Origin of the sequence: Streptomyces sp. NPDC020965 (genome assembly GCF_044333555.1) — a bacterium.
In the GTDB taxonomy this organism is placed as follows: domain Bacteria; phylum Actinomycetota; class Actinomycetes; order Streptomycetales; family Streptomycetaceae; genus Streptomyces.
The window spans coordinates 1,067,714-1,081,583 of record NZ_JBIRRE010000001.1 but is presented as its reverse complement, the minus strand read 5'-3'; the positions used below and the strand labels follow the sequence as shown (position 1 = coordinate 1,081,583).

The 13,870-nt window shown below is 69.7% G+C and carries 12 protein-coding genes and 2 tRNA genes; 10 read left to right on the top strand and 4 right to left on the bottom strand.

Annotated elements, in window-relative coordinates:
* Positions 1 to 13: 13 nt before the first annotated feature.
* Positions 14 to 172 carry a hypothetical protein gene (locus tag ACH4S7_RS04670; protein ID WP_398519583.1) on the top strand — a complete coding sequence of 53 codons (159 nt, stop codon included), beginning with the start codon at positions 14 to 16 and terminating at the stop codon, positions 170 to 172.
* A gap of 159 nt (positions 173 to 331) precedes the next feature.
* Here the strand turns inward: ACH4S7_RS04670 and ACH4S7_RS04665 are convergent, their stop codons facing one another.
* A complete protein-coding gene (locus ACH4S7_RS04665) occupies positions 332 to 1,489 on the bottom strand; it encodes a cation:proton antiporter (RefSeq protein WP_398519582.1) in 1,158 nt (385 codons plus the stop codon).
* Between the two features lie 263 nt (positions 1,490 to 1,752).
* On the opposite strand from ACH4S7_RS04665, the gene ACH4S7_RS04660 reads away from it, so the two are divergent.
* From ACH4S7_RS04660 to ACH4S7_RS04650, 3 genes are all read left to right on the top strand, one after another.
* Complete coding sequence (locus tag ACH4S7_RS04660; protein ID WP_398519581.1) at positions 1,753 to 2,622, top strand: ABC transporter ATP-binding protein; 870 nt, start codon at positions 1,753 to 1,755, stop codon at positions 2,620 to 2,622.
* The gene (locus ACH4S7_RS04655) at positions 2,622 to 5,087 is read left to right on the top strand and encodes an ABC transporter permease (RefSeq protein ID WP_398519580.1); all 2,466 of its coding nucleotides are present in this window, start codon (positions 2,622 to 2,624) and stop codon (positions 5,085 to 5,087) included. The genes ACH4S7_RS04660 and ACH4S7_RS04655 overlap by 1 nt, the downstream gene beginning before the upstream one ends.
* 226 nt (positions 5,088 to 5,313) lie before the next feature.
* The gene (locus ACH4S7_RS04650) at positions 5,314 to 5,754 is read left to right on the top strand and encodes an HD domain-containing protein (RefSeq protein WP_398519579.1); all 441 of its coding nucleotides are present in this window, start codon (positions 5,314 to 5,316) and stop codon (positions 5,752 to 5,754) included.
* Between the two features lie 44 nt (positions 5,755 to 5,798).
* Here ACH4S7_RS04650 and ACH4S7_RS04645 read toward each other — a convergent pair whose 3' ends face one another.
* Positions 5,799 to 6,965, bottom strand: a complete 1,167-nt coding sequence (locus tag ACH4S7_RS04645; protein ID WP_398519578.1) for an acyltransferase family protein — start codon at positions 6,963 to 6,965, stop codon at positions 5,799 to 5,801.
* Between the two features lie 390 nt (positions 6,966 to 7,355).
* Here ACH4S7_RS04645 and ACH4S7_RS04640 point away from each other — a divergent pair, with 390 nt between their 5' ends.
* Positions 7,356 to 7,550: a hypothetical protein gene (locus tag ACH4S7_RS04640; protein ID WP_398519577.1), complete on the top strand. Its 195-nt coding sequence runs from the start codon at positions 7,356 to 7,358 to the stop codon at positions 7,548 to 7,550.
* 192 nt (positions 7,551 to 7,742) lie between these two features.
* Here the strand turns inward: ACH4S7_RS04640 and ACH4S7_RS04635 are convergent.
* Positions 7,743 to 7,813: transfer RNA gene (locus ACH4S7_RS04635), tRNA-Gly, on the bottom strand.
* Between the two features lie 187 nt (positions 7,814 to 8,000).
* Here ACH4S7_RS04635 and ACH4S7_RS04630 point away from each other — a divergent pair.
* From ACH4S7_RS04630 to clpX, 5 genes are all read left to right on the top strand, one after another.
* A tRNA-Pro gene (locus tag ACH4S7_RS04630) sits at positions 8,001 to 8,077 on the top strand.
* A gap of 200 nt (positions 8,078 to 8,277) precedes the next feature.
* Positions 8,278 to 9,687 carry a trigger factor gene (tig, locus tag ACH4S7_RS04625; RefSeq protein WP_398519576.1) on the top strand — a complete coding sequence of 470 codons (1,410 nt, stop codon included), beginning with the start codon at positions 8,278 to 8,280 and terminating at the stop codon, positions 9,685 to 9,687.
* 241 nt (positions 9,688 to 9,928) lie between these two features.
* On the top strand, positions 9,929 to 10,534 hold the full coding sequence (locus ACH4S7_RS04620) for an ATP-dependent Clp protease proteolytic subunit (protein WP_398520029.1): 606 nt from the start codon (positions 9,929 to 9,931) through the stop codon (positions 10,532 to 10,534).
* 84 nt (positions 10,535 to 10,618) lie between these two features.
* Positions 10,619 to 11,278: an ATP-dependent Clp protease proteolytic subunit gene (locus ACH4S7_RS04615; protein ID WP_398519575.1), complete on the top strand. Its 660-nt coding sequence runs from the start codon at positions 10,619 to 10,621 to the stop codon at positions 11,276 to 11,278.
* A 145-nt stretch (positions 11,279 to 11,423) separates the two neighbouring features.
* A complete protein-coding gene (clpX, locus tag ACH4S7_RS04610) occupies positions 11,424 to 12,707 on the top strand; it encodes an ATP-dependent Clp protease ATP-binding subunit ClpX (protein ID WP_398520028.1) in 1,284 nt (427 codons plus the stop codon).
* A gap of 101 nt (positions 12,708 to 12,808) precedes the next feature.
* On the opposite strand, the gene ACH4S7_RS04605 is transcribed toward clpX, so the two are convergent.
* Complete coding sequence (locus tag ACH4S7_RS04605; RefSeq protein ID WP_398519574.1) at positions 12,809 to 13,846, bottom strand: hypothetical protein; 1,038 nt, start codon at positions 13,844 to 13,846, stop codon at positions 12,809 to 12,811.
* Positions 13,847 to 13,870 lie beyond the last annotated feature (24 nt).

Genomic DNA, 13,870 nt, shown 5'->3' with positions numbered 1-13,870 from the left:
AGGGAAGGAACACATGGCGCACTCGCCGCACCGCCGCTGGAAGGGCTGCGGGTTGTGTAGTCCGCACAAGCACAAGGGACATGGGCGCGCGGTGCGTGACCCGTGGCCGGTGCTGCGGAAGACGGGCAAGAAGCGCAGGCTGCGGCGGGGCGACCTGGGGGACCAGGTCTGACGCCACCGCCGGTCGACACGGAGCGGGCCCCCACCGATCATCGGTGGGGGCCCGCTCCATGTCCGCTTCGATCGGCGACCGCGCATTTCTGTGGTGGCGCGCGTCGCGGCCGGGGGCTCAGACGAGCAGGCGGCTCTTTCTGGTCCGGCAGCAGCCGGCTCAGACGAGCTGGGGAGGTTTCTCCCGGTCCGGCAGCAGCCGGGCCACCAGGTGCGACCGCCCGGCGAAGAACGGGCCGAGCACGGCGAGCACCAGCACATATCCCGCGATGAACGGCGAGAGCCGTTCGTCCAGACCGGCGCCGGCCGCCATGGTCGCGAGGATCAGCGCGAACTCGCCGCGCGCCAACAGCGTCATGGAGATGTTCGCGGCCGGGCCGGAGCCGAAGTCGTAGATACGGGCGGCGGCCAGTCCCGCGAGCACGTTCATCGCCAGCGTCACCGCGACGGCCGCGAGGACCGGCCAGACGACGGAGGGCAGATCGCCGGGGTCGATCGAGAGACCGAAGGCGAAGAAGAAGATCGCGCCGAAGGCGTCGCGCAGCGGGTGGACGAGTTTCATGATGCGCTCGCCCGACGTCGTACTGCCCAGCATCAGGCCGACCATGAAGGCGCCGATCGCGTCCGCGACCCCGAACCACTCCGAGACACCGGCCATGAAGACGGCGGCGCCGAGGAAGGAGATGACGAGCAACTCGTCGTCGCGGGTGTTGATGAGCCGCCCGATCACCTTGGTGCCGAAACGCGCGGCGAGGGCGAGGAGCAGCAGGAAGCCGAATGCCTTGCCACCGTCGAGCACGGCGGCGGAGAGGCTGTCCGCGCCGGACAGGATGGGCTGGAGCGCGGCCAGGTAGAGGGCGAGGAAGATGTCCTCGACCACGATGATGCCGAGGATGGGTTTGGTCTCGGGGTTGCCGATGCGGCCGAGGTCGACCAGCACCTTCGTCACGATCGCGGACGAGGAGATGCCGAGCACTCCGGCGAGGACGAGGGCTTCCGACGTCCCCCAGCCGAGGGCGAATCCGAAGCCGAGTCCGGCGCCGACGTTGAGCAGCAGGTAGGCGCCGCCGGCCATGGCCATGCGGCGGCCGCCGGCCTTCAGGTCGTCGAGGTGGAACTCCAGCCCCAGATAGAAGAGGAGGAGGACCAGGCCGAGGGCGGAGAGCATCTCCAGATCGTGCGGGTCCGAGAGGAGCACGATGCCGGGGGTGTGCGGGCCGAGCAGGATGCCGGCCAGGATGAAGAGCGGGATCGTCGGCAGGCCGATGCGGCCGCCGAGCCGGGCGAGGAGGGCGGCGGCGAGGAAAGCGCCGCCCATGGCGATGAGGGTGTCTGCGTGTCCGATGGGCTCGTCCTTTGGCGTCAAGAGGGCGTCAAGGAACCGTCAGTAATTAGTTTACCAAATGATTGATGTGCGCAACTATATCGGGGGTTAAGGGGGGTACCAGTGGGGGTGGACCTGTGGTTTTCCCTACCCCGGTCCGGCTGTGCGCACCATGGTCCGCACCCGCATCCGTTCCGTAGCGTCAAGTCATCGACCTGGGCAGTTATGGGCCGGGCAGGGACAAGGCGGAGGACACGATGGGGCTGCGGCGCAGCAAGCGGCGGGACGAGCGGCGGGCCGATCAGCGGTCGTACGGCGAGGGCGCGCCGGGCGCGGGGCCCTGGCAGCAGGGCGCTGGCCACGCACCGGCCGATCCCGGCGCGGCGGTCGAACTCCGCGGCGTCCGCCGCCAGTACGGCAAGGGCACCGGCGCGGTCCACGCCCTGCGGGGCATCGACCTCGCCCTCCCCCGGGGCAGCTTCACCGCCGTGATGGGACCCTCCGGCTCCGGCAAGTCCACCTTCCTCCAGTGCGCGGCGGGTCTGGACCGGCCCACCGAGGGATCCGTGCGGCTCGGCGGCACCGAGATCACCGGCATGAGCGAGAACAAGCTCACGATCCTGCGCCGGAGCCGACTCGGCTTCGTCTTCCAGGCGTTCAATCTGCTGCCGTCGCTGACGGTCGAACAGAATGTGCTGCTGCCGATGCGGCTCGCGGGCAAGCGCCCCGACCGGCGCAAGGCCGCCCAGGTGCTCGCCCAGGTCGGCCTCGGCGACAAGGGCGCGCGCCGCCCCGCCGAGCTCTCCGGCGGACAGCAGCAGCGGGTCGCCCTCGCCCGTGCGCTGGTGACCAGGCCCGATGTGGTCTTCGCCGACGAGCCGACCGGCGCGCTCGACACCACCACGGCCGGCGAGGTGCTCGCCCTGCTGCGGTCCGCGGTGGACACCCTCGGCGCGACCGTCGTCATGGTGACCCACGACCCGGTCGCCGCCGCCTACGCCGACCGGGTCCTCTTCCTCGCGGACGGCTCGATCGCCGACAGCCTCACCGGAGCGAACCCTGCGCGGATCGCGGCCCGGATGACCACCCTGACCACGTCCAACGCCTATGCCGGAGCCGTCGCGTAATGACCAGGTCCAACGGCCTCGCCCGAGCCGCCATCCGCTTCAAACCCTCGGGGTTCGTCGGTACGTTCATCGCGCTGCTGCTGACCGCCGGGATCGTCGCCGCCTGCGGCATCATGCTGGAGAGCGGCTTGCGGGCCGCCGCGCCGCCCACGCGGTACGCGGACGCCCCGGTGGTCGTCGCCGCCGATCAGCAGATCCGGTTCACCTCCGGCAGCGGTGAGAACAGGACCACCCAGTACGCGGAGATCCCCGACCGGGCCCGCCTCGACGCCGGCCTGGTCGCCAAGGCCGCGGCGGTTCCGGGAGCGGCCACCGCCATCGGCGATGTGACCTTCCCCGTCCGCACGGAGAAGGCGCCGCTGTCGGGCAGCGGGTGGGGCTCGTCGGCCTTCACCGGCACCCGGCTGACGGCCGGTGCCGCGCCCGGCGCCGGGGAGGTCGTCCTCGGCGGCGGCGCCCGCGTCGGCGACCGGGTCACCCTGGAGACCCCTGGCGGGAAGCGGGACTTCCGGGTCTCGGGCCTCGCCGCCGGACCTGCCGTCTGGTTCAGCGACGCGGAGGCCGTGCGGCTCTCCGGCCACCCGGGCAGGATCGACGCCATAGCCGTCCTCCCCGAGCGCGGCACCAGCGCCGAGGCCCTGGCCGCCGAGGTCTCCCGGGCGATCGGCGGGAAGAAGGGCGCCGACGGCGCCCCCAAGGTCCGCACCGGTGACGACCGGAGCACGGCGGAGGATTCCGGCCTGGCCCAGGCCAAGGAGCTGCTCATCGCCCTCGGTGGATCCTTCGGCGGCATCGCCACCATGGTTGCCGTCTTCACCGCGGCCGGGACCGTGGCCCTCTCGGTCGGCCTGCGCCGCCGCGAGTTCGCCCTGCTCCGGGCCATCGGCGCGACCCCGCGCCAGATCCGCCGCACCATCGCCACCGAAGCCATCCTCGTCGCCCCGATCGCCGGCGCGCTCGGCTGCCTGCCCGGATTCGCGCTCGCCTCCTGGTGGTTCGGACAGCTGAAGGAGAAGGGCGCGGTGCCCGGCGCCGTCGAACTGACCGTCTCCGCCCTGCCGCTGGGCGTCGCCACCGTCACCGCCGTGGTCACCGCGCTGCTCGCCGGGTTGGTCGCGGCCCGCGGTCCGGCGCGGATCAAGCCCGGTCAGGCGCTGGCCGACGCCTCCGTCGAGCGGCTCCGCTTCGGCCCGGTACGGACGCCCCTGGGCATCGCCGCCGCCATCGGGGGAGTGGTCCTCGCGGGCGTCGCCGCCAGCGCGTCCGGCATGGAAGCGGCGAACACCGCCCTCGGTGTGGTCATGCTCTTCATGCTCGCGGTCGGACTGCTCGGACCCCTGCTCGCCCGGGTCTGCGCCGGCCTCTTCGGCCTCCCGCTCCGCGCCGCGGGCGCCTCCGGCTCGCTGGCCGCGGCCAACTCCCGTACCAACGCCCGCAGACTGGCCTCCGCGATCACCCCGATCGTGCTCGCCATGGCCTTCTCCTCGGTCCTCGTCTTCCTGCACACCAGCACCGACCGGGCGACCGCCAACCAGCAGCGGGACGGCATCACCGCCGACCATGTGATCACCGCCGCGGACGGTGGAGTGCTCCCGGCCGATGCGGCGGCCCGTGCGACCGCGACCCCCGGAGTCGGCGCGGCCGTCTCCGTGCTGCGGACCGAGGTCCTGGTGAAGACGACGATCCTCTCCGAGGACTCGCTGGATCCCGCCTCCGCCCAGGGCGTGGACGGCGCCCCCGCCGCGCTCGCCAAGGTCCAGGACCTCGATGTCCGCCATGGCTCGCTGGCCGCCCTCGCCCCCGGCACGGTCGCCCTCGACGCCTCCCTGGCCGATTCGGCCGATGTCTCCACCGGCGACCGCCTCACCCTCCGCCTGCCGGACGGGACCGTCGCCACCCCGAAGGTCGTCGCGGTCTACGGACGCGGCCTGGGCTTCGCACAGGTCACCCTCCCCGCGGCGACGCTGAAGCCCCATGTCACCTCGCCCTACCCGCACGATCTGCTGGTCCGCTCCACCCCCGAGGCGGCAACCGCCCTGGCCTCGCTCGGCACGGTCCACGACCGCTCCGGATACACGGCCGCGCAGAATGTGGACCGTGAGGTCAACGCCTGGGGCAATATGACGATGGCCGCGATCCTGGGCGGCTTCGCGGCCGTCGCCGCCGCCAACACCCTGGTGATGACGGTCCTCGACCGCCGCCGCGAGCTGGGCATGCTGCGCCTGATCGGCTCCACCCGCCGCCAGGTGATGGGCATGATCCGCTGGGAGGCCCTGCTGGTGGTGTCCGTCGGGGTGGTCGTCGGCACGGCGATAGCCCTGGCGACGCTGATCCCGATGGTGAAGGGCCTGACGGGGGAGGCCCCCTACATACCCCCGGTGGTGTACGGCTCCTTCGTGGCCGCCATCGCCTGCCTGGGCCTGGCCGCGACAACCCTCCCGGCCCGCGCGGCCCTGAAGAGCTGACCCCGTCGCCCGTCGGGGGCCGAGATCCAGCCCGCCCGGCGATTGAGGGCACCCTCGACGGCCCACCACGGCGAAGCGCTGGCGGGAGGCACCGCGCCCGGACGGCCCACGGCAGGGAGGGCCGGGTCAACCCGGTACCCCGGCCATGGGCGGTCCCCGGCCAACTGTCGGGCGACCGCCGCCGCACCAGGGGCGGGGCCCCCGGCCCGGCCGTAGAGTCGGTGGCATGTCAGCACTCAGCCTCGCCGACGTCGAGCGCGTCGCCCGCACCGCGCACTCCGGCCGGACCGACAAGTCGGGCCGCCCCTACGCGGAGCACATCGCCGCCGTCGCCGAGGGGGTCCGGGAGCGAGGGGGCAGCGATGAGCAGATCGCGGCCGGGTGGCTGCACGACACCGTCGAGGACGGGGTGCTCTCCCTCGCGTGGCTCCAGACCGCCGAGCTCTCCCCGTCCGTCAAGGACATGGTCCTCGCCCTCACCAGGGGAGCGGACGAGGATCTGGAGTCGTACACCCGGCGCATCCTGGCGACCCCGGGCGCCCTCCTCGTCAAGGAGGCCGACCTCGCGCACAACACGAATCCCGCCCGGCTCGCCGCGCTGGACGAGGAGACCCGGGCGCGGCTGACCGCGAAGTACGCGCGCACCCGCGAGCTGCTCGGCCTCTAGGCCCTGTCCGGAGGCCCCGGGGCCCCCGGCCGAGCGGGCCCGGTTCAGCGCCGGGGGCCCAGCTCCTGGGCATCGCGGCGGAACGCCCAGCGCAGCTCCGGTTCGGTCGCCCAGCGCATCGCCCGCCGCACGGGGGGCGTGCAGAAGAGGGTCACCATGAGCACCGCCAGCGCGGTCAGCAGGAACCGGCCGGGGGGATCGCTGAGCCAGGTGTGCGTCTCGAAGACGCCCGCCCACTCCGCGGCCTTCAGCGGCAGCCCATGGAGCAGATAGCCGCAGATGGTGCCCACGCCGAGCACGGTGAACCAGGTCCTACGGCGCGGCACCCACGCCAGGAAGCCCACCGTGAGCAGGACCGCGAACGCGAAGAGCGTGAAGGTCATCACCACACCACTCCACCACGGCGCCTCGATCTCCTGTGCGCTGAACGACCGGTAGACCCAACTGAAGTTGAACCGGGGCGCGGCCCAGTAGGCGAGCAGGCCGGCGCCCGCGAAGAGCGGCAGCGAGAGCAGCCGCACCTCCCGCCGCCGTATGAGCTGGAAGTGCTCCGGCTTCAGGACCAGGCCCAGGACGAAGTACGGCAGGAACTGGAGGACCCGCTGGAGGTTGAGATCGGCTCCGATGCCCGGTGTCACCGACGCCAGCGCGGCGATGCCGAGCGCCACCGGGAGCGGGTGGCGGAGCTGCCGCCAGATCGGCGTCGTCAGCCGCCAGATGAAGAGCGCGGCCAGGAACCAGGTCAGATAGAACGGATCGAGCAGGCTGATCGGATGCCCTGGTTCGTCCCCCGCCCAGCGCCGGAAGAGCGAGTACACCACCTCGAAGACGACATAGGGCAGGGCGATCCCCGTCAGCAGTCGTCTGATCTGGTGCGGACGGCCGCTGTAACTCCGGGAGAAGTAGCCGGAGACGATGATGAAGGCCGGCATATGGAAGGTGTAGACGAGCAGATACAGCGCCCGGGTGGTCTGGCTGCCGTCCATGACCGGCTCCCACGCGTGGCCGATCGCGACCAGCACGATGGCCAGATACTTCGCGTTGTCGAACCAGGCGTCTCGACCGGTGGACTTCGAGGCGACCGCCGCCACGGTCGTGGGCGTGTCGCGGGTGATGGTTGTGGCGGCTTTCGGGCGAGTCGTGGGGACGGGGTCCGGCTCCCGGGCCTGGGGCCGCTGAGCCCGGGTGAATCCATGCGGAGCGTGGAACATTCGAGGCACCTTAGCCGGGGCGAATGGAATTCGTAAAACGCCTTCCCGGTTTTCCGCAGGCGAATCCGAAACTATCGAAAACCGCCCTGTATGCCCTAATTAATACCCCTTAAATGGGGCATATCGCCACGACGGCTATGCGACTGTGAAATACCTCTCCGGCTGGATCTGAATTTCCTGTGACCGGCCTGTGATTGCCCGGAAACGATCGATTCGCATTTCTCCGTGCATTCCGCCCACGCCGGGTGTGGCGTCCCGTCGACGGGGTAGCGGAAGGGGTCGCTGGCGCGAAACCGCCGCCCGACGATCTGTCAGGAGGCGGCATGAAACGGCTCGTTGGTGGCACGATGTTCCCGAGTCAGGCGGGACCGACCGAGGGTGTGATCAGTTGTGGCCATTTCGCTGTCAGCGGTGCTGCTGTTGGGGATCATCCTCGTCATCATGATCAGGTCGGGTTCCCTCAAGGGCGGCCCGTCGATCGTCGCGGTCCTGTTCGGGTTCTTCCTCGCCTCGTCGGGCATGGCCCCGTCGATCAACAGGTTCACGGAATCGATAGCGGACATGATCCGGGACATCAGCTTCTGAAGAGCCGCTGAAGAGTCCCTGAAGCCGCTGCCGACCTCTGAAGCACTCCGCCCCGCGGGCCCCCGTCCGCCCGCGACCCCCGGGGGCGTCGCCGACCCGGGAGCGGTGACGAGCGGCGCAGCAAGTCATCAAAAACGCCTCAGGCCCGACTCCCCCGCGAACGCCGGGAGTCGGGCCTGAGGCCATCAACAGAGCGGGCGACGGGAATCGAACCCGCGTAGCTAGTTTGGAAGACTAGGGCTCTACCATTGAGCTACGCCCGCAAGCACCGCACCGCGAGTGACGCGCCGTAACGGGCGCCGCGGTACGAAGAGCATCGTAGCGGTTCCCGGGGCCGCACCGCACACCCCGTCCGACCGCCCGGTGGGGGCGGTGGCGCTCACCCGTCCGGCCGCGCCGTAATACGGCAGCCGCACCAGCGGCGAACATGTACCCTACGTGTCGCACCGACGGGGTGTGGCGCAGCTTGGTAGCGCGTCCGCTTTGGGAGCGGAAGGTCGTCGGTTCGAATCCGGCCACCCCGACCATCATCAGCATCGGCCCCACATGATCGCGTTGTGGGGCCGATCCTGCTTGCGGCTACTATGCAGACTGCGTGCCCGTGTGTCCGGCGATGAGTCCGACCGAGTGAGACGACTGAGACGACGATCCGGGCCGATCAGCTGAGCCGCCCATATGTGGCGGATGCGGCAGAACCCCAGAATTCAGCCATCAAGGAGACCGAACCGTGAAGAGCGCCGTGGAGACCCTGAACCCGACTCGGGTTCGGCTCACAGTCGAGGTGCCCTTCGAGGAGCTCAAGGACAGCCTCGACGCGGCGTACAAGAAGATCAACCAGCAGGTCACGGTCAAGGGCTTCCGTAAGGGCAAGATCCCGGCCCGAGTGATCGACCAGCGGTTCGGCCGTGGTGCTGTGCTGGAGGAGGCCGTCAACGACGCCCTCCCGAAGCTCTACACCGAGGCGGTCAACGAGGCGGAGATCAACCCCCTCGGCCAGCCCGACGTCGACATCACGGAGCTGAAGGACGGCGAGACGCTGAACTTCACCGCCGAGGTCGACATCCGTCCCGCCATCGAGATCCCGGACTACTCCGGCATCGAGGTCACCGTCGACGCCGTCGAGGTCACCGAGAGCGATGTGGACGAGGCCGTCGACCAGCTCCGTGAGCGCTTCGCCTCCACCAGCCCGGTGGAGCGCGCGGCCGAGGACGGCGACGTCGTCACGATCGACCTTGAGGCCAAGGTCGACGGCGAGGTCCTGGCGGACGGTGTCGCCACCGACGTCTCCTACACGATCGGCTCCGGCGAGCTGCTCGAAGGCATCGACGACGCCGTCAAGGGCCTGGAGGCCGGTGGCGAGGCCACCTTCACCTCCCAGCTCAAGGGCGGCTCCGCCGAGGGCAAGGACGCCGAGGTCACCGTGAAGGTCACCGCGGTCGCCAAGCGTGAGCTTCCCGAGCTGGACGACGAGTTCGCCCAGATGGCGAGCGAGTTCGACACCCTGGAGGAGCTGAAGGCGGACAGCCGCAAGCGCCTTGAGGAGAAGAAGCAGTACGACCAGGCGACGCAGGCCCAGGAGAAGGTGCTGGAGGAGCTGCTGAAGCTGGCGGAGGTCCCGATCCCCGAGAAGCTCCTCGAGGACGAGGTCAACACCCGCAAGCACAACCTGGAGCACCACCAGCTCGGCCAGATGGGCATCGACCTCCCGAAGTACCTGGAGATCCAGGGCAAGACGGAGGAGGAGTTCATCGCCGAGACCAAGGAGCAGGCGGTCAAGGGCATCAAGACCCAGTTCCTGCTGGACGAGCTGGTCTCCACGGAGAAGCTCAACGTCAACCAGGAGGAGCTCACCGAGCACCTCATGCGCCGCGCCGCCACCTCCGGCATGAGCCCGGACCAGTTCGCCCAGGCCGTGGTCGAGGGCAACCAGGTGCCGATGCTCGTGGGCGAGGTCGCCCGCGGTAAGGCGCTCGCCGTCGTGGTCGAGGCCGCCAAGGTCGTCGACACCAACGGCGAGGTCGTCGACCTCGACGACGCCGAGGAGGAGGCCGCCACCGAGGTCGCCGCCGAGGCCACCGAGGACGCCGCCGACACGGCTGAGGACAAGACGGAGAAGACGGAGAAGACGGAGGGCTGAGCCCCCGCCCGACCCCGCGCGCAGGGCCTGGACGACGAACGCGTCCAGGCCCTGTGCCGTACCCGGCGCGGCTCAACCACCTTGCGCTCCGAGCGAACAGTTCGGGAACCGGGATGGCGTTGTCCGACCTGCGCGTTAGGGTCCATGAATACGAGGGCAGGGGAGTCCCCGCCCCCGGCACGAAGACGCTGAGACGGCAGGCAGCCGTCAGAGACGAGCAGGTGTATACGTGACGAATCTGATGCCTTTCGCCGCCGGTGAGCCGTCCCTCGGTGGTGGCCTCGGCGACCAGGTCTACAGCCGGCTGCTCGGCGAGCGCATCATCTTCCTCGGCCAGCAGGTCGACGATGACATCGCCAACAAGATCACCGCGCAGCTGCTGCTCCTTGCCGCCGACCCGGACAAGGACATCTACCTCTACATCAACAGCCCCGGCGGTTCGGTGACGGCCGGCATGGCGGTCTACGACACCATGCAGTACATCCCGAACGACGTGGTGACCATCGGTATGGGCATGGCGGCCTCCATGGGCCAGTTCCTGCTGACCGGTGGCGCGGCCGGCAAGCGCTTCGCGCTGCCCAACACGGACATCCTCATGCACCAGGGTTCGGCCGGACTCGGTGGCACCGCCTCCGACATCAAGATCCAGGCCGAGTATCTGCTCCGGACGAAGCAGCGTATGGCGGAGATCACTGCCCGCCACTCCGGCCAGACCGTCGAGGCGATCATCCGCGACGGCGACCGTGACCGCTGGTTCACCTCCGAGGAGGCCAAGGAGTACGGCCTCATCGACGAGATCATCACCGCCGCGTCGGGCGTCCCCGGCGGCGGCGGTACCGGCGCCTGAGCCGTCACCCAGCCACTCAGTTCTCAGTTTGCGAAACGCCCGCGAATCGTTACGCAGAACGCCACCAGGACGGTGAACACCCACATGAGCAACATCTCCGCGAGCGGCCTCTACACCGGCCCGCAGCTGGACAACCGCTATGTCGTCCCGCGCTTCGTCGAGCGCACCTCTCAGGGTGTGCGCGAGTACGACCCGTACGCGAAGCTCTTCGAGGAGCGCATCATCTTCCTCGGCGTGCAGATCGACGACGCCTCCGCCAACGACGTCATGGCACAGCTGCTGTGCCTGGAGTCGATGGACCCCGACCGTGACATCTCGATCTACATCAACAGCCCCGGTGGTTCCTTCACCGCGCTGACGGCGATCTACGACACGATGCAGTTCGTCAAGCCCGACATCCAGACGGTCTGCATGGGCCAGGCGGCCTCCGCCGCCGCCGTGCTGCTCGCCGCGGGCACCCCCGGCAAGCGGATGGCGCTGCCCCACACCCGGGTCCTCATCCACCAGCCGTCCTCGCAGACCGGCCGCGAGCAGCTCTCCGACCTGGAGATCGCGGCCCGGGAGATCCTGCGGATGCGCGAGCAGCTAGAGGAGATGCTGGCCAAGCACTCCACCACGCCGATCGAGAAGGTCCGCGACGACATCGAGCGCGACAAGATCCTGACCGCCGAAGAGGCGCTGGCGTACGGTCTGGTCGACCAGATCGTCTCGACGCGCAAGACCACGGCGGCTGCCGCCGCCTGATAGGTGCGTAACCCTTGGCGCGGTGCACGACCATGTGAACCGCGCCAAGGGGGGCCCGAACGCGGGCCCCGGCAAGGTACCGTCGGATATGAGGCACCAGGAGTCGGCCGAACCAAGCCGCTCCCAGGCGAAGGGGAAGCACCTCGTGGCACGCATCGGTGATGGCGGCGACCTGCTCAAGTGCTCGTTCTGCGGAAAGAGCCAGAAGCAGGTGAAGAAGCTCATCGCAGGCCCCGGTGTGTACATCTGCGACGAGTGCATCGATCTCTGTAACGAGATCATCGAGGAAGAGCTCGCGGAGACCTCCGAGGTGCGGTGGGAAGAGCTTCCCAAGCCGCGCGAGATCTACGAATTCCTCGAAGGCTATGTCGTCGGGCAGGAGCCCGCGAAGAAGGCGCTCTCCGTCGCGGTCTACAACCACTACAAGCGCGTCCAGGCCGGTGAGAACGGCGGTGGCCAGGGCCGCGAGGACGGCATCGAGCTGTCCAAGTCCAACATCCTGCTGCTGGGCCCCACGGGTTCCGGCAAGACGCTGCTGGCGCAGACGCTCGCCCGGATGCTCAATGTCCCCTTCGCCATCGCCGACGCCACGGCGCTGACCGAGGCGGGCTATGTGGGCGAGGACGTCGAGAACATCCTCCTGAAGCTGATTCAGGCGGCGGACTACGACGTCAAGAAGGCCGAGACCGGGATCATCTACATCGATGAGATCGACAAGGTCGCCCGGAAGAGCGAGAACCCCTCGATCACCCGTGATGTGAGCGGCGAGGGCGTCCAGCAGGCGCTGCTGAAGATCCTGGAGGGCACCACCGCCTCCGTACCGCCGCAGGGCGGACGCAAGCACCCGCACCAGGAGTTCATCCAGATCGACACGACGAACGTCCTGTTCATCGTGGGCGGTGCGTTCGCCGGTCTGGAGAAGATCATCGAGTCGCGGGCGGGTGCCAAGGGCATCGGCTTCGGCGCGACGATCCGCTCCAAGCGCGAAATCGAGGCGAGCAACCAGTTCCAGGAGGTCATGCCGGAGGACCTGGTGAAGTTCGGGATGATCCCGGAGTTCATCGGCCGCCTCCCGGTGCTGACCTCGGTGCACAACCTGGACCGCGAGGCGCTGCTCCAGATCCTGGTGGAGCCGAGGAACGCCCTGGTCAAGCAGTACCAGCGGCTCTTCGAACTCGACGGCGTCGAGCTGGACTTCGACCGCCCGTCGCTGGAGGCCATCGCCGACCAGGCGATCCTGCGCGGCACCGGCGCGCGCGGTCTGCGCGCCATCATGGAGGAGGTCCTCCAGTCGGTGATGTACGAGGTGCCGTCCCGCAAGGACGTGGCCCGGGTCGTGGTCACGGCGGATGTGGTGCGCAACAACGTCAATCCGACGCTGGTGCCCCGCATCGTCAAGAACGACGGCCGGCACGAGAAGTCCGCCTGACCCGCTGAACTCATGAGAGAGGGGCGCCCGACCGGTTCGACCGGCCGGGCGCCCCTCTTCCGTACGCCTACGCGCACGACCCGTACGCGTCGCGTACGGGATCAGACCTTCGTACGGGAGGTCTGGTAGAGCTTGCCCGCCAATTCGGCGACCTGGTCCTGGGTCATGGCATCACTCTTGCCGCCGAACATCTGCGCGATGTCCACCGCGGTGACCGAGGCGACCGTGCTGTAGTCCGCCCAGACGCACATCGGCACCTCGAACGGCTTCTGCGGCTGCGCGGCCCCGGAGTTGGCCTTGGCCTTGGGGACGAACCTGGCGTTCTGGCATTTCATCAGGGCGCCGTCGAAGCCGGCCGGCTTGTACGACTTGGCGCTGCCGAGCATCGAGATGTCGACATCGTCGCCCTTGCCCTCGTCGCCCTCGTGGGCGGCGGTGAAGTAGCCGTCGATCGCCCGCCGCGGATCGGTGACATCGCCCGACAGCCCGCCGAGGATCAGCCCCTTCCCCTGCATCGGATCGCCCTTGGTGCCGTCCCGGTAGGTCACGGAGATCTGCTCGGGGTCCATGACCCCCATCGCCTCCGCCTTCTCCTTCTCCTCGCCGGTGACGGGCCGCAGCGACGCGTCACGGTCCCTCTTGTACTCGTCGACCGACGCGGCCGGGGTGAGCTTGTAGCCCTTCGTGCTGTCCGCGACGGCGCTGTTGTCGCCGTCCTCACCGTCCGCCAGCAGGAAGAACGCACCACCGGCGATCACCGCGAGCGCCGCCGCCACGGCGACCGCCACGATCAGGCCGGTCCGCTTCTTCGGCGCCGGGGGCGGGAACTGTGCCGGGGGCGGGAACTGGCCGGGGTGCTGCGGATACCCGCCGTAGGGCCCCGGCTGCTGTGGCTGGCCGAACCCCTCCTGGGCGGGCGGCTGCGGGGAGCCGAACCCCTCCTGGGGCGCCTGCGGGGGCTGCTGCGGATACCCGTAGCCGGGCGGCGGGGGCTGCTGGGGGTACCCGTAGCCGGGCGGCGGGGCCTGCGGCGGCGGGCCGTAGGGACCCGGCTGGCCGTACGGTCCCGGCGCTCCCCCCGGCGGCGGTCCCGGCTGCTGGGGCGGTCCGCCGTACGGGCCCGGCTGGTTATGGCTCATTCCTGGGTTCCCCTCCAGATGTTT